Raw genomic sequence first — 15,255 nt, forward strand, 5'->3', positions numbered from 1 at the left:
CGCCTTTATTTTTTGGAGGGAAGGTATGGCAATAGCACTGATTAGCGGCGCGAGCCGCGGCATAGGCCGGGCGACGGCGCTGCTGCTGGCGCAGGAAGGGTATACCGTCGCGGTCAATTACCATCACAACATTAAAGCCGCCACCGAAGTCGTGAATAGCATTGTTGAATCTGGCGGCAAAGCCACGGCGCTGCGGGCGGATATCAGCGATGAAGCTCAGGTGATGGCGATGTTTGAGGCGATTGACCGCATGGGCGAACCGCTGACGGCGTTGGTCAACAACGCCGGGATCCTGTTTACCCAATGTACGTTGGAGAGCCTGAGCGCCGAGCGTATTAACCGCGTGCTGGCCACCAACGTCACCGGCTACTTCCTCTGCTGCCGTGAGGCGGTCAAGCGTATGTCGCATCGGCATGGCGGCAAGGGCGGAGCGATAGTTAACGTTTCGTCGGCGGCGTCGCGCCTTGGCGCGCCGGGGGAGTACGTTGACTATGCCGCTTCAAAGGGAGCGGTAGATACCCTGACCACCGGGCTGGCGCTGGAGGTGGCGGCGCAAGGGATCCGGGTGAACGGCGTGCGTCCGGGGCTGATTTATACCGAGATGCATGCCTCCGGCGGCGAACCGGGACGCGTGGATCGAGTGAAGCATTCGCTGCCGATGCAGCGCGGCGGCCAGCCGGAAGAGGTCGCTCAGGCCATTGCCTGGCTGCTGAGCGACAAAGCGTCGTATGTGACGGGCAGTTTCCTTGAACTGGCGGGGGGGAAATAACCCGTAGATGTCTATTGCCCGGCGGCGCTGCGCTTGCCGGGCCTACGGGGTAACCCTTCCCGGATGGCGGCTACGCCTTATCCGGGCTACCCAATGATGTGTACCCGTAGCCCGGCTAAGCGCAGCGCGAGCCGGGGAAACCGACGGTCTACCAGGAGGCCAGCCACAGCCTCAGACGCATCCCCCAACCGCTGGTCCAGCCGGTGGTAACCGACTTCACCTCGCCTTGAGAAATGATCACCAGCGTTGGTGTTACCTGGATATCCCACTGCCGCGCCAGCTGGCCGCTTGGATCATTCACCGTCGGCAGCGCCATTTTCTTCCTGGTCAGCCACTTCTCCAGCGCGGCGTTATCGCCGGAACGCAGGGCTACCGTTAGCACATTGCCGCCGTCGGCGGCGAGCGATGCCACCGACGGCGTGGTATAGCGACAAACCCCGCACCAGGTCGCCCAGACGTACAGCAGTAGCGGCTTTTGCTGGCTCATGGCGTTCAGATCCAGCGTCCTGCCGTCGAGGGTTTGTAGCGGCGTGGCGCTGATGTTTTGCGGCAACGCGGGCTGGCGGAAATAATCTACCGCCAGGCTCACCGTCGCGCCAATCAGCAGCCACACCGCCAGCTCGCGCAGCCAGCGCCTGATTTTACTGGCCACGGGCTTTCGCCAGCTGTTCTTTCACCAGCCCCTCCAGGTCTTCAGCAGGGATCGCGCCGGCCACCATCTGGTCGCCGATGATGGTCGCCGGCGTGCCCTGAATATTCAGCACCTGCGACAAAATCAGGTTCATCTTCAGCGAGTCCATGGTCTTGTCATCGACACTGACGCTATCGGTGGCGGTTTTCTTCTGCGCCGCGGCGATACTGGCGTCATCGTGATAGCCCTTTTTCGCCATCAGCCGCTGATGCAGTGCCCAGAATTTATCGGGCTGTTGACGCCAGGTGGAGAGCGCGGCTTTAGCGGCATTCACCGAACTTTGCCCTTTAAACGGCAGCAGCTTAACGATGAGCTGGATGTCCGGATTATCGTGGACGATTTTTTCCAGCAGCGGATCAAACTGTTTGCAGTAAGGACAGTTGTAATCGGTAAACGAGACGATCGTGAGTTTTGGCGCTTTCGCGCCGGTGCGCGGGCTATTCGGATCGTTAAACAGCAGCTGGGCTAACTGGTCATTACCGTTCGATTGTGGTTCTTCCGCCGGGGCGGCGACGCTGAAGGCCGATACGCACAGCAGCAATAAGGCGATGATAGCTCTCATGTTATTTTCCTTTAGCGGCGGACAGGGTGGCGAGAAGGTGTTCGCGATCTAACAGCGCAGGCAGAATCTGTCCCTGCGGCAATCCCGGTCCGTAAATCTGGTTAAACGGCACCGCGGCGCTGCCGCGAGCGGTTAAAAACTGACTAATGTCGGCGGAGGGGCGGCTCCAGTCGCCGCGTAAGGCGACCACGTCTGGCGCTAACAGCGCCTGCTGGACGTCATCGCGCAGCAGCACGTTGTATTTATTGGCTTTACAGGTCACGCACCAGTCGGCGGTGACATCAATAAATACCCGTTTATGCTCCGCAAGGGCGTTAGCGATAGCCTGCTCGCTGAGCGGCTGCCAGTTAACCCGGTCGCGGCGCGGGCCCTGGCCGTCCTGTTGGGCGACAAAGGCGACGGCGCCCGCCGCTACGATGGCCAGGGCGCCCGCGCGTAGCGCTGTCCGCCAGCGGTAGCGCCAGGCGGTGGCCAGGAGCAGGACGATGGCCAGAATCACCAGCAGGGTAAGCACCGGCGTACGGCCGATGTGGATCGTCAGCAGGCTGACCAGCCATAGCGCTGAACCAAGCATCATTAGCCCCAACACCACGCGCAGATGATTCATCCAGCGGCCCGGGCGCGGTAGACGTTGCGCCAGACCCGGCCAGGCAACGATCAGCAGCCACGGCAGGCTCATGCCGATCCCCATGGCGAAGAAAATCCCCCACAGCAGCGGCAGCGGCGCCACCAGCGCTACCGAAACGGCGGTACCGAGGAACGGCGCGGTGCAGGGCGTCGCCAGCAGGGTGGCGAAGGCGCCTTGCCAGAAATGGCCCATTAATCCGTTGCCGCCGCGGGTGGCGAGGAAGGTACTGGCGCTGGAGGAGAGACGGATTTCGAACAGCCCTAATAAACTTGCGCTGAACAGCACCATCACCAGCGCCATCGCGCCGATAAACCACGGGTTCTGGAACTGGATCCCCCAGCCGAGCGCCTGATTACCTAAACGCAATAGCGTCATCATCAAAGCCAGCGCCAGGAAGGAGACGACGATCCCGCATACCGAGGCGAGGAACTGCCGCCGCACCGCGCCGCGTTCGCGACGTTCGGTTTGCACCAGCGAGCCGAGCTTCATCGCCAGCACCGGCAGCACGCACGGCATTACGTTGAGAATGAGCCCGCCGGCCAGCGCCATCAGCAGCACCCAGCCTAATGCCAGCCCCGGCGCCGCACTGCCGGCAGCAATGGCAATATGGCTTTCCTGCGCCTGGCCGCTATCGGCCAGCACCAGCGACAGCGTTTTGCCGCTCAGGTCCGGCGCCGCTTCGCCCCAGCTATCGGTGACCGGTACGGTGGCGGTCAACGTATCGCCGCGGCTGGTAAAACTCGGCTTGCCGAAATCGACATCCTCCATGCTGTCGATAAACAGCGCTGGCTGCTGCCAGCCGGCATCGCGGCGGGCGGTCACCGTCAGCTTACCGCTGACGTAGCTGGCGTTAAGCGCCGAGGTGAGACCGTCGCGCAGGGGCAGCGTGCCCATCGCGCGGGTGAAATCGTAATTAAATCGCTCCCCCGCCGCAGTCGTCATATCCAGCGAAAAGGGGTAGTCAGTGAGAATGCAGACATTGCTGCAGGTAGAGAGCGTCAGGACGCCGCTAAGCGTCGGCGGTATTTTGCCGCGCAGGGTCATCGGGAAGCTGACGTCGCCGTGATACCCCTGAGTGGATATACCTGCGACGTCGAAGCGTTGCGGCGTCGGCCAGCGCCAGTTCACCTCCAGCGGCGTGTGCCAGGCGATAGTTGGCGCAATGCCGCCTTCGCCCGGCGAACGCCAGTAGGTTTTCCAGCCCTTTTCCAGCGCTACGTCTAAAAGCAGGCGGGTTTCGCCATTGCTTTCGCTTTGCGCCCGCAGGCGCACGCTGGCGTGTTGATTGTCGGCGACGCGCAGCCAGCCGCTGTCGGCGGCCTGGCTGACGGGCAGCCATAGCCAAAGCAGGCAGACCAGTAGTCGCCTGAATACCATAAACATAAATTTTCTCCGTAAGTAATAAATTAACCTGAGCTGTCAGGAGAATTAATCACTCACGGAAGACGCATAATCGCAGATGCACCCGTAATCGGGGTGGGGAGATAACGCGGGGAGGCCACTGGCGTTCGATACGCGGCGGGATGGCCGCCAGCACCGCCAGCAGCAGGGCGATAGCCAACAGCGCGCCTTCAAACAGCATCGGCGGAACGGCCATCAGCGACTTGGCGCTGAGCTCGCACGGCGTAACCGGAGCATCGGCCTTATCCTGATGTTGCTGTAGCGACGGGCTGTCGGCGGTGAGGTTCATGACCAACGCGTGCATCCCGGCCATCCGCTGGGCGGTGCAGGTTAGCACCACCAGACAGGCCAGGAGGACAAAAAGAATGGCTTTGCGTTGTCGCTTAATCATGATTGCCTCAAATATTCACGAGGCCTATCTTATCGGGCGAACGCGTTTTGGCAATGGTAAAGCTGTAAAGAAGTGTCTGGCGGATAAGTGATTTGCCCCCTCCCGTCCGGGAGAGGGCGGTCAGTTACAGATTCTCACCGTTGCTGGCGATAACCGCTTTGTACCAGTTAAAGCTCTTCTTGCGCGAGCGGGACATGTCGCCGGTGCCGTCGTCGTGTTTATTGACGTAGATGAAGCCGTAGCGTTTGCTGTACTGGCCGGTGGTGAAGGAGACGCAGTCGATGCAGCCCCATGGGGTATAGCCCATCAGATCGACGCCGTCATAAGTCACCGCTTTAATCATCTCTTCGACGTGGGCGCGCAGATAATCGATGCGGTAGTCATCGTTGATGCTGCCGTCGGCTTCGACTTTGTCGTAGGCGCCAAAGCCGTTTTCCACGATAAACAGCGGCTTCTGGTAGCGCTCATACAGTTCGCACAGGGCGTAGCGCAGGCCAACCGGGTCAATCTGCCAGCCCCAGTCGGAGGCTTTGACGTGCGGGTTCGGCACGCTACCTTCGAAGCCGGAAATGGCGTCGCCGGTACCGCCCTCGGCTTTTACCGCGTTGGTCATGTAGTAGCTGAAGCCGAGATAGGCGCAAGTGCCTTCGCGCAGGATCTGCGCATCGCCGTCTTCCATTTTGATGTTGAAGCCGCGGCGTTCCCATTCATTCAACACATAGCTCGGGTAGTAACCGCGTAGCTGGACATCGGTAAAGACGTAGCGTTCGCGCATCGACTCCTGGGCGAACATGACATCTTCCGGTTTGCAGGAGTAAGGGTAGAGGGCGACCATCGCCAGCATGCAGCCGACCTGCATGTCCGGGTTGATACGCCGCGCCGCTTTCACCGCCAGCGCGCTGGCGACGAACTGGTGATGCAGCACCTGGTACATGGTCTCTTCCGGGTTTTCATGCTCGGTATAGACCACGCCGGAACAGCAGTAGCCGAACAGCGGCGCGCGCCAGTTACGCTGGTTATTGATCTCGTTAAAGGTCATCCAGTATTTCACTTTGTGCTTATAGCGCTCGAAGACCACTTCGGCGAAGCGCACAAAGAAATCGACCACTTTGCGGTTGGTCCAGCCGCCGTACTGCTGTACCAGATGCAGCGGCATTTCAAAGTGGGAAAGGGTGATCACCGGCTCGATGTTGTACTTCAGCAGTTCATCGAACATGTCATCGTAGAATTGCAGCCCTTCTTCATTCGGCTGGGTCTCGTCGCCCTGCGGGAAGATGCGGGTCCAGGCGATTGAGGTGCGGAAGCACTTGAAGCCCATCTCGGCGAACAGCTTGATGTCTTTTTTATAGTGGCCGTAGAAATCGACCGCTTCATGATTAGGGTAATATTTACCCGCTTCGACCTGGTGGGTGATTTCGCGCGGTACGCCGTGCGCCCCGCCGGTCAGCACGTCGCAGATGCTCGGGCCTTTGCCGCCTTTATTCCAGCCGCCTTCAACCTGATGCGCGGCGACCGCGCCGCCCCACAAAAAGTCTTTTGGAAGAGTCAATTTTTTCATCTTTGCTAATCTCTTTGAATAACTATTGCGATTGAGTCTAGCAAAGCGAAATTGAATGTCACGATATAACAAATCCCGCCAAACGTAATATGTTACATCGAAAAAACAGGCTGTTATTTTTAGCTGATTTTGCGCGCTAATTTACGTCCCAGCGATTCAAGGATATAGATCACCGGAATTTGCGTCGTAATATCGTAGACGCCGCCGATGCGCGTCTGCGGCACGTGCCACGAGAGATTGAAATCGGTCAGTTTGGCCAGCCGCGAATGTTCGTGGCTGGTAATCGACATCACCTTGCAGCGGTGCAGGCTGAACTGGCTGGCGAAGCGCAGGATCTCTTCGGTTTCACCGGAGACGGAAAGCACGATCGCCAGCGCGTTACGGGCCATATCATTGGTTACCGGAAAATAGGGGTCGTCAATATGGTTGCTGAATTTACCGACGTTGGAAAAGAAGCGTGCGCCATATTTCGCCAGCGCGCCGGAGGTGCCGGCACCGACGAAAATAATACGTTCGGAGGCGAGAATAATATCGACCGCCTGTTCGAGTAACGCATCGAACTCGTCATTATTGACGCTTTTAAAAAAACTCATTATTTCGCTGGCGCCGATATTTGCCTGTTGAGGCTCATTCTGCTCAAGATATAATTTAAAGCGTACGCGAAATTCAGAGTAGCCCTCGCACTGCAGTTTGCGGCAGAAGCGCAACACGGTGGTGGTGGAGACCCCGGCGGCTTCGGCCAGTTCGCGGATGGTCATGTACATCACTTTGTCACGATTCTTAATGACGTAGTGGTAGACCATCATCTCAAGATTATTGAGACTGGCGACAGCGGCGTGGGAGAACATACTCACAGTGGCGAACTCACAATTCATAATGACCAGGACGGAATTATATCATGCAGGCCAATGACATTACCTTTTTTCAGCGCTTTCAGGACGACATCCTCGCCGGGCGCAAAACGATTACCATCCGCGATGCGGCGGAATCGCATTTTAAACCGGGTGACGTCCTGCGCGTCGGGCGCTATGAAGATGACGGCTATTTTTGCACCATCGCCGTGACCGCCACCTCGACGGTGACGCTCGATACGCTAACTGAACAGCATGCTCAACAGGAGAATATGACCCTCGAACAACTGCGGCAGGTCATCATGGAAATCTATCCTGCGGAAGATCGGTTTTATGTTATTGAATTCAAACGCCTTTAAATAAAACCAGCACGGCTGTTAGTTGAAATAATATTGTAACATTATGATTTTAATGTATTTACAAATATACATCGTTTTATTTTAGCTAACAGGTGTTCACTGGAATCATTCTCAGTTACCCTAAGTGGGCAATGAAAGCGTTCTTGTTTTCACGGAGTCAAATATGGTGCGCAAACCATTAATCACTCAGGGATATTCTCTGGCAGAGGAAGTTGCCAACAGTATCAGTCACGGGATCGGGCTGGTGTTCGGTATTGTCGGCCTCGTGTTGCTGCTGGTGCAGGCGGTAGACACGAACGCCAGCGCGACGGCGATCACCAGCTACAGCCTGTACGGCGGCAGCATGATTATGCTGTTCCTCGCCTCCACGCTCTATCACGCTATCCCGCATCAGCGGGCGAAACAGTGGCTGAAAAAGTTCGACCACTGCGCTATCTACCTGTTGATTGCCGGGACCTACACGCCGTTCTTGCTGGTGGGGTTGAATTCACCGCTGGCGAAGGGGCTAATGATCGTCATCTGGAGCCTGGCGCTGCTGGGGATCCTGTTTAAGCTGACCATCGCGCACCGCTTTAAAATTCTGTCGCTGGTGACTTACCTGACCATGGGCTGGCTGTCGCTTATCGTGGTCTATCAGCTGGCAGTGAAGCTGGCGGTGGGCGGCGTAACGCTGCTGGCGGTCGGCGGGGTGGTGTACTCGCTAGGGGTCATCTTCTACGTCTGCAAACGCATTCCCTATAACCACGCTATCTGGCACGGCTTCGTGCTCGGCGGCAGCGTGTGTCACTTCCTGGCGATCTATCTTTACATCGGTCAACACTGACAAAAAGCCCCAACAGGGGCTTTTTGGTGACTCGTTCTGATTACTTCCACGGTGGCGCTACGCTTACCGTGGCTACGGTATTATGCGGCCTGGTAGCCCGGCTAAGGCGCAAGCGCCGCAAGCCGGGAATCATGACGCCTTACTACTCTTCTTCCAGCGAATAGGGCAACGGTTCGATGCGCAGGCTGCCGGCATCGTCGCGCACGCGGAACACGCTGTCTGGCTCCATATCGTTATTCATTACCACCTGCACCAGCAAACGGCCATCATCCAGCTGAACCGCCGCAAGCACCGTACCGGTACGGCGCCAGTTATCGCCCATCTTCAGCTCCAGGTCTTCCCCGGCTTCCGGCACCCGGCTGGCGGTCCCTGACAGCGTCCACAGCGCGCGTTTATTGGCGCCGCGGAATTTTGCCCGCGCGACCATTTCCTGGCCGGTGTAGCAGCCTTTCCTGAAGCTGATACCGCCCAGCGCCTGCAGGTTGGTGGCCTGAGGAATGAACTGCGCACTGTTGGCGCTGTCGATAACCGGCAGACCGGCTTCAATATTCAGCGCCAGCCACTGCTGGCTGTTGTTGAGCTGCGCTTCGCCGCGCAGCGCGTCGGTAATGCGGTTAGCGGTGTCGACATCAGTCACCAGCAGGAAGCGTTCGCCCGGATGGTCAAACCACAGCAGGCTGGTGGCGCCTTCGCTGACCACCGGGGTGGCCGCGTCGGGCAGGGCGGCGAACAACGGCGCCAGCGCGGCGCGCGCCTGGAAGCCGGCCACCCCCAGCAGGACCAGATCGTCGTTGGCGGCGATGGTGACTTTGGAGAAGACGGCATATTTTTTCAGTTCGGTCAGCTGTACGTCGCGCAGGCTGCGGCGCTCGATCCATGCGAAGCCGCCGTCGCGGCGGAACACGCGCAGGTTGCTCCACATCTTGCCTTTGGCGTCACAGTGGGCGGCAAGCAGATGCTGAGCATCGGTGAGACTGCTCACATCGGCGGTAATCTGGCCCTGCAGATATTTTTCGCTATCCGGCCCGCTAATCGTCGCCAGCGCCCAGTCATCCAGGGTCATCAGCGTTAACGGCAGACGAGCGGAAGAGGAAGGCTGACGCGGAGGAAAAGGTGTAAAAGCCATAGTCATATCCTGAATCGCTTAACGCAGTGTGTGTGACCAATGGTAAAAGAGCTATAGTGCATTGCAAGTGCTTTCAACAGGCCATTTGTGCGCTGGCGTGAGACAGCCGCCTGACGCAGGGAATCAATAAGCCCATCATTATTTTATGGTTTTTATGGAATGATGCTCGCATTCAGCGATATTCCTGTAAAGTTACGGCATAAAACGGGTTAAACTAACCTATATTTTGCTGCTGGAAGGTCAACATGGACATTAACAATAAAGCACGTATCCACTGGGCATGCCGCCGCGGGATGCGCGAACTCGACATCTCCATCATGCCGTTCTTTGAGTATGAGTACGATACCCTCAGCGACGCTGACAAACAGCTGTTCATTCGCCTGCTGGAAAATGACGATCCGGATCTGTTCAACTGGCTGATGAACCACGGCAAACCGGCCGATGCGGAGCTGCAGCGGATGGTAACCTTAATTCAGACACGGAATCGGGAACGTGGTCCTGTGGCAATCTGATCTCCGTATCTCCTGGCGCGCGCAGTGGTTTTCCCTGCTGCTCCACGGCGTTGTGGCGGCGCTGGTGCTGCTGGTCCCCTGGCCGCTGAGCTACACCCCGATCTGGCTGCTGCTGTTGTCGCTGGTGGTGTTTGACTGCGTGCGCAGCCAGCGGCGGATCCATGCCCGTCGCGGAGAGATAAAACTGCTCACCGATTCCCGTCTTCGCTGGCAAAACGCCGAATGGGAGATCCTCGGGACGCCGTGGGTCATCAATAGCGGTATGCTGCTGCGGTTACGCCATGTCGATACCCGGCGCGGACAGCATCTGTGGCTGGCGGCGGATAGTATGGATGCCGGAGAATGGCGAGATTTGCGCCGGCTGGTGCTGCAAAAACCGGCGCAGGAGTAAGCGGCGTCAGGAGAAGTGTTCGGCCATTTCGCCAAGGATCTGCTCGCACCAGCTCTGGATGCGCTCGTCGCTCAGGTCGTACTGGTTGGTTTCATCCAGCGCCAGGCCAACGAACAGTTGGCCATCGGCGATAACCGGTTTTGGACTGGTGAACTCATAGCCTTCGGTTGGCCAGTAGCCGACAAATTTCACGCCTTTGGTCGCCAGCTTGTCGTGCAGCATGCCCAGTGCGTCAAGGAACCATTCACCATAGCCCAGCTGATCGCCCATGCCGTACAGCGCGACGATTTTGCCTTCCAGGTCCAGGGTATCCAGTTGCTCCCAGACCGCCTCCCAGTCTTCCTGAATTTCGCCGAAATCCCAGGTCGGGATGCCGAGGATCAGTACGTCGTACTGGCTCATCAGCGCGGGGGAATCGTCTTTCAGATTGTGCAGCGTCACCAGCTCGGGGCCGATGATATCGCGGATTTTCTCCGCAGCCATTTCGGTGTAGCAGGTACTGGAGCCGTAAAAAAGACCTATATTCATCGCGTAAACGTCTCAATTCTTGCCGTGAATTGCGCCCAGTGTACCAGAAAGGCGGCCTCTTAAGGCATAATGAGACCGTATAACGAACAAAGAGGCCGATGTGAAACAGGATCTGGCACAAATCGAACAGTTTCTCGATGCCCTTTGGCTGGAGCGGAATCTGGCGGAGAATACGCTCAGCGCCTACCGTCGCGATCTGACGATGTTAGTCGAGTGGCTGCACCATCGCGGCCTGTCGCTGGTAAGCGTCGGCAGCGACGATCTGCAGGCGCTGCTGGCCGAGCGGCAGTCCGGCGGCTACAAAGCCACCAGCACCGCGCGGTTGCTCAGCGCCGTGCGCCGGTTCTTCCAGCATCTGTATCGGGAGAAAATTCGCCCGGACGATCCCAGCGCGCTGCTGGCTTCGCCGAAGCTGCCGCAGCGGTTGCCGAAAGATCTCAGCGAGGCGCAGGTTGAACGCTTGCTGCAGGCGCCGCTGGTGGAGCAACCGCTGGAATTACGCGATAAGGCGATGCTGGAGGTACTGTATGCCACCGGCCTGCGCGTCTCGGAGCTGGTTGGCCTGACGATGAGCGATATCAGCCTGCGTCAGGGCGTGTTGCGGGTCATTGGTAAAGGCAACAAAGAACGGCTGGTGCCGCTGGGCGAAGAGGCGGTAATGTGGGTGGAAAATTACCTCGAATACGGTCGCCCGTGGCTGCTGAACGGCGTGGCGTCGGATGTCTTATTTCCCAGCCAGCGCGCACAGCAGATGACGCGTCAGACCTTCTGGCACCGCATTAAACACTATGCCGTCCTGGCGGGGATCGACAGCGCGAAACTCTCCCCGCACGTATTACGCCATGCCTTCGCCACGCATTTGCTCAATCACGGCGCCGACCTGCGCGTGGTGCAGATGCTGTTAGGACACAGCGATCTCTCCACCACGCAGATCTACACCCACGTGGCGACCGAGCGTCTGCGACAACTTCATCAACAGCACCACCCGCGGGCGTGAGTGCTGAACAAAAGGACTGAGTATGAAAAAAGGTTTATTGATGTTCACTCTGCTGGCGGCCTCGCTTTCCGGCGCGGCGCATGCCGATAGCGCGGCGATCAAACAGTCGCTGGCGAAGCTGGGTGTGCAGAGTACCGATATCCAACCGTCGCCGGTTTCCGGGATGAGCACGGTGTTGACCGACAGCGGCGTCCTGTACGTCACTGACGATGGCAAACACATCATCCAGGGGCCGATGTACGATGTGAGCGGCGCGCAGCCGGTTAACGTCACCAACCAGTTGCTGGTCGGTAAGCTGAACGCGCTGAGCAACGAGATGATTGTCTATAAAGCGCCGAAGGAGCAGCACGTCATTACCGTCTTCACCGACATCACCTGCGGCTACTGCCATAAACTGCACGAGCAGATGAGCGACTACAACGCGCTGGGCATTACCGTGCGCTATCTGGCCTTCCCGCGCCAGGGGCTGCAAAGCCAGGCCGAGCAGGACATGAAAGCCATCTGGTGCGCGAAAGATCGCAACAAAGCGCTGGATGACGCTATGAACGGCAAAGGCGTGCAGCCGGCAAGCTGCAGCGTGGATATCGCTAAACATTACACCCTCGGCGTGCAGATGGGCGTCAACGGCACCCCGGCGATGGTCCTCAGCAACGGTATGGTGCTGCCGGGCTATCAGGGGCCGAAAGAGCTGAAAGCGTTCCTCGACGAGCATAAAAAACAGACAAGCGGTAACTGATTCGCGTGAAACAACAGATACAACTACGCCGCCGTGAGGCGGTTGACGGCGTCGATCTCCCCGCCGACCTGCCGCCGCTGCTGCAGCGGCTGTATGCCAGCCGCGGGGTGCGCAGTGCGCAGGAGCTGGAGCGCAGCGTCAAAGGCATGCTGCCGTGGGCGCAGCTCACCGGCGTTGAAAAAGCGGTTGAGATGCTGCACGACGCTTTCGAGAATGGGTTGCACATTGTCGTGGTCGGCGATTTTGACGCCGACGGCGCCACCAGCACCGCGCTCAGTGTGCTCGCCTTACGTGCGCTGGGCTATGGCAACGTCTCCTATCTGGTGCCGAACCGTTTTGAAGACGGCTACGGCTTAAGCCCGGAAGTGGTCGATCAGGCGCACGCCCGTGGCGCGCAGATGATCATGACCGTCGACAACGGCATTTCGTCACATGCCGGCGTCGACCATGCCCATGCGCTGGGCATTCCGGTGCTGGTGACCGATCACCACCTGCCGGGCGAGACGCTACCGGCGGCCGAGGCCATCGTTAACCCTAACCTGCGCGATTGCGACTTCCCGTCAAAATCGCTGGCCGGGGTTGGGGTGGCGTTCTATCTGATGCTGGCGCTGCGTACCTTCCTGCGCGATAAAGGCTGGTTCGACGCCCGCGGTATCGCCGCGCCAAACCTGGCTGAGCTGCTGGATCTGGTGGCGCTTGGCACCGTCGCGGACGTCGTGCCGCTGGATGCCAATAACCGCATTCTGACCTGGCAGGGATTAAGCCGCATTCGCGCCGGTAAATGTCGCCCAGGCATTAAAGCGCTGCTGGAAATTTCCAACCGCGACCCGCAAAAACTGGCGGCCAGCGACCTCGGGTTCGCCCTCGGGCCGCGCCTGAATGCGGCGGGGCGGCTGGATGATATGTCCGTCGGCGTCGCGCTGCTGCTGTGCGATAACATCGGCGAAGCGCGCGTGTTAGCCAATGAGCTCGATGCGCTTAATCAGACGCGTAAAGAGATTGAACAGGGGATGCAGGCCGAAGCGTTGACCCTGTGTCAGCAACTGGAACGTAGCAGCGACACCCTGCCTGGCGGGCTGGCGATGTACCATCCGCAGTGGCATCAGGGGGTGGTCGGCATTCTGGCATCACGCATTAAGGAGCGCTTCCATCGCCCGGTTATCGCTTTTGCGCCGACCGGCGACGGCACGCTGAAAGGTTCCGGCCGCTCTATTCAGGGGCTGCACATGCGCGATGCGCTGGAGCGCCTGGATACGCTCTATCCGGGACTGATCCTGAAGTTCGGCGGCCATGCGATGGCGGCGGGTTTATCGCTGGAAGAGGCGCGCTTTGAGGAGTTTCAGCAGCGCTTCGGCGAGCTGGTGACCGAATGGCTGGATCCCGCATTATTGCAGGGCGAGGTGGTCTCCGACGGCCCGCTGGCGGCGACGGAGATGAGCATGGAAGTGGCGCAGATGCTGCGCGATGCCGGACCATGGGGGCAGATGTTCCCGGAACCGCTGTTTGATGGCCGTTTTCGCCTGCTGCAGCAGCGGCTGGTAGGCGAGCGTCACCTGAAAGTGATGGTCGAACCGGTTGGCGGCGGGCCGCTGCTGGACGGTATTGCTTTCAACGTTGATACTTCCATTTGGCCGGACAACGGCGTGCGCGAAGTGCAGTTAGCCTACAAGCTCGACATCAACGAGTTCCGCGGCAACCGCAGCCTGCAGCTGATCATCGATCACCTCTGGCCAAATTGACAACAGTGTATTAATAAGGGCGCGAATCCGGTAGAATTCCGCTCTTATCACCGCATTTTGACAAATCCATTAAAAGAAACCGACCATGTTTGAAATAAATCCGGTAAAAAACCGCATTCAGGACCTCACGGAGCGCTCCGACGTTCTTAGGGGGTATCTTTGACTACGATGCCAAGAAAGAGCGTCTCGAAGAAGTAAACGCCGAGCTGGAACAGCCGGACGTCTGGAACGAACCGGAACGCGCCCAGGCGCTGGGTAAAGAGCGTTCTTCCCTGGAAGCCATCGTGGATACCCTGGATCAGATGTCCCAGGGGCTGGAAGACGTGGCTGGTCTGCTGGAGCTGGCGGTTGAAGCCGAAGACGAAGAGACCTTCAACGAAGCGGTTGCTGAGCTGGACGGGCTGGAAGAGAAGCTGGCGCAGCTTGAGTTCCGCCGCATGTTCTCCGGCGAATACGACAGCGCCGATTGCTACCTCGACATTCAGGCCGGTTCTGGCGGCACCGAAGCCCAGGACTGGGCCAGCATGCTGACGCGCATGTACCTGCGCTGGGCGGAAGCACGCGGCTTTAAGACCGAAATCATCGAAGAATCCGAAGGTGAAGTCGCGGGCATTAAATCCGTGACCATCAAAATCATTGGCGATTACGCCTATGGCTGGCTGCGTACGGAAACCGGTGTTCACCGCCTGGTGCGTAAAAGCCCGTTCGATTCCGGCGGCCGTCGTCATACCTCCTTTAGCTCGGCGTTCGTTTATCCGGAAGTGGATGACGATATCGATATCGAAATTAACCCGGCCGATCTGCGTATCGACGTTTATCGCGCATCCGGCGCCGGTGGACAGCACGTTAACCGTACGGAATCCGCGGTGCGTATCACCCACATTCCGACCGGCTTAGTGACGCAGTGCCAGAACGACCGTTCACAGCACAAGAACAAAGACCAGGCCATGAAGCAGATGAAAGCGAAGCTTTATGAGCTGGAAATGCAGAAGAAAAATGCCGAGAAGCAGGCGATGGAAGACAACAAGTCCGACATCGGCTGGGGCAGCCAGATCCGCTCTTACGTGCTGGACGACTCGCGTATTAAAGATCTGCGTACCGGGGTGGAAACCCGCAACACTCAGGCGGTGCTCGACGGCAGCCTGGACCAATTTATCGAAGCAAGTTTGAAAGCAGGGTTATGAGGAACCAAC

17 protein-coding genes are annotated in these 15,255 nt (G+C 58.5%); 9 read left to right on the forward strand and 8 right to left on the reverse strand.

The window, feature by feature from the left end:
* The first annotated feature begins 25 nt into the window (after positions 1–25).
* Positions 26–769, forward strand: coding sequence for an SDR family oxidoreductase (locus tag CWM54_RS11325; RefSeq protein WP_100680710.1), 744 nt, complete (start codon positions 26–28; stop codon positions 767–769).
* Positions 770–917: 148 nt separating this feature from the next.
* On the opposite strand, the gene CWM54_RS11330 is transcribed toward CWM54_RS11325, so the two are convergent.
* The 6 genes from CWM54_RS11330 to CWM54_RS11355 all read right to left on the reverse strand — a co-directional run bounded on the left by CWM54_RS11330 (position 918) and on the right by CWM54_RS11355 (position 6,848).
* The gene (locus CWM54_RS11330) at positions 918–1,421 is read right to left on the reverse strand and encodes a protein disulfide oxidoreductase (protein ID WP_100697113.1); all 504 of its coding nucleotides are present in this window, start codon (positions 1,419–1,421) and stop codon (positions 918–920) included.
* A complete protein-coding gene (locus CWM54_RS11335; protein WP_100697115.1) occupies positions 1,411–2,022 on the reverse strand; it encodes a DsbA family protein in 612 nt (203 codons plus the stop codon). The genes CWM54_RS11330 and CWM54_RS11335 overlap by 11 nt, the downstream gene beginning before the upstream one ends.
* 1 nt (position 2,023) lies before the next feature.
* Entirely contained in the window at positions 2,024–4,033 is a 2,010-nt protein-coding gene (locus CWM54_RS11340) for a protein-disulfide reductase DsbD family protein (protein WP_100697117.1), read from the reverse strand.
* Between the two features lie 49 nt (positions 4,034–4,082).
* Positions 4,083–4,442, reverse strand: a complete 360-nt coding sequence (locus CWM54_RS11345; RefSeq protein WP_100697119.1) for a copper resistance protein — start codon at positions 4,440–4,442, stop codon at positions 4,083–4,085.
* 124 nt (positions 4,443–4,566) lie between these two features.
* The gene (bglA, locus tag CWM54_RS11350) at positions 4,567–6,000 is read right to left on the reverse strand and encodes a 6-phospho-beta-glucosidase BglA (RefSeq protein ID WP_100697121.1); all 1,434 of its coding nucleotides are present in this window, start codon (positions 5,998–6,000) and stop codon (positions 4,567–4,569) included.
* A 119-nt stretch (positions 6,001–6,119) separates the two neighbouring features.
* Positions 6,120–6,848, reverse strand: a complete 729-nt coding sequence (locus CWM54_RS11355; RefSeq protein WP_100697485.1) for a MurR/RpiR family transcriptional regulator — start codon at positions 6,846–6,848, stop codon at positions 6,120–6,122.
* 50 nt (positions 6,849–6,898) lie between these two features.
* Here CWM54_RS11355 and yqfB point away from each other — a divergent pair, with 50 nt between their 5' ends.
* Together yqfB and trhA are read left to right on the forward strand one after the other, a co-directional pair.
* Positions 6,899–7,210: a N(4)-acetylcytidine aminohydrolase gene (gene yqfB / locus CWM54_RS11360; protein WP_100697123.1), complete on the forward strand. Its 312-nt coding sequence runs from the start codon at positions 6,899–6,901 to the stop codon at positions 7,208–7,210.
* A gap of 163 nt (positions 7,211–7,373) precedes the next feature.
* On the forward strand, positions 7,374–8,033 hold the full coding sequence (gene trhA, locus CWM54_RS11365) for a PAQR family membrane homeostasis protein TrhA (protein WP_061153356.1): 660 nt from the start codon (positions 7,374–7,376) through the stop codon (positions 8,031–8,033).
* A gap of 142 nt (positions 8,034–8,175) precedes the next feature.
* On the opposite strand, the gene ygfZ is transcribed toward trhA, so the two are convergent.
* Positions 8,176–9,159 carry a tRNA-modifying protein YgfZ gene (gene ygfZ / locus CWM54_RS11370; protein WP_061153357.1) on the reverse strand — a complete coding sequence of 328 codons (984 nt, stop codon included), beginning with the start codon at positions 9,157–9,159 and terminating at the stop codon, positions 8,176–8,178.
* A 245-nt stretch (positions 9,160–9,404) separates the two neighbouring features.
* Between ygfZ and sdhE the strand changes: the two genes are divergently transcribed.
* Positions 9,405–9,671, forward strand: a complete 267-nt coding sequence (sdhE, locus tag CWM54_RS11375; protein WP_002916312.1) for an FAD assembly factor SdhE — start codon at positions 9,405–9,407, stop codon at positions 9,669–9,671.
* Entirely contained in the window at positions 9,652–10,062 is a 411-nt protein-coding gene (locus CWM54_RS11380; protein ID WP_002916310.1) for a protein YgfX, read from the forward strand. The genes sdhE and CWM54_RS11380 overlap by 20 nt, the downstream gene beginning before the upstream one ends.
* Positions 10,063–10,068: 6 nt before the next feature.
* Here the strand turns inward: CWM54_RS11380 and fldB are convergent, their stop codons facing one another.
* Complete coding sequence (fldB, locus tag CWM54_RS11385; protein ID WP_008806427.1) at positions 10,069–10,590, reverse strand: flavodoxin FldB; 522 nt, start codon at positions 10,588–10,590, stop codon at positions 10,069–10,071.
* Positions 10,591–10,690: 100 nt separating this feature from the next.
* Between fldB and xerD the strand changes: the two genes are divergently transcribed.
* The 4 genes from xerD to prfB all read left to right on the forward strand — a co-directional run bounded on the left by xerD (position 10,691) and on the right by prfB (position 15,246).
* On the forward strand, positions 10,691–11,587 hold the full coding sequence (gene xerD, locus CWM54_RS11390; protein WP_043876074.1) for a site-specific tyrosine recombinase XerD: 897 nt from the start codon (positions 10,691–10,693) through the stop codon (positions 11,585–11,587).
* A gap of 22 nt (positions 11,588–11,609) precedes the next feature.
* Positions 11,610–12,323, forward strand: a complete 714-nt coding sequence (gene dsbC, locus CWM54_RS11395) for a bifunctional protein-disulfide isomerase/oxidoreductase DsbC (protein ID WP_061153358.1) — start codon at positions 11,610–11,612, stop codon at positions 12,321–12,323.
* A 5-nt stretch (positions 12,324–12,328) separates the two neighbouring features.
* Positions 12,329–14,062, forward strand: a complete 1,734-nt coding sequence (recJ, locus tag CWM54_RS11400; protein ID WP_100697125.1) for a single-stranded-DNA-specific exonuclease RecJ — start codon at positions 12,329–12,331, stop codon at positions 14,060–14,062.
* A gap of 85 nt (positions 14,063–14,147) precedes the next feature.
* A protein-coding gene (prfB, locus tag CWM54_RS11405; RefSeq protein ID WP_100631279.1) for a peptide chain release factor 2 occupies positions 14,148–15,246 on the forward strand; the annotation gives its coding sequence in 2 pieces (ribosomal slippage) (positions 14,148–14,222 and positions 14,224–15,246; 1,098 coding nt in all).
* Positions 15,247–15,255: the final 9 nt, after the last annotated feature.

Origin of the sequence: Klebsiella sp. D-Nf1, from assembly GCF_002810515.1 — a bacterium.
Taxonomy (GTDB): domain Bacteria; phylum Pseudomonadota; class Gammaproteobacteria; order Enterobacterales; family Enterobacteriaceae; genus Klebsiella; species Klebsiella variicola.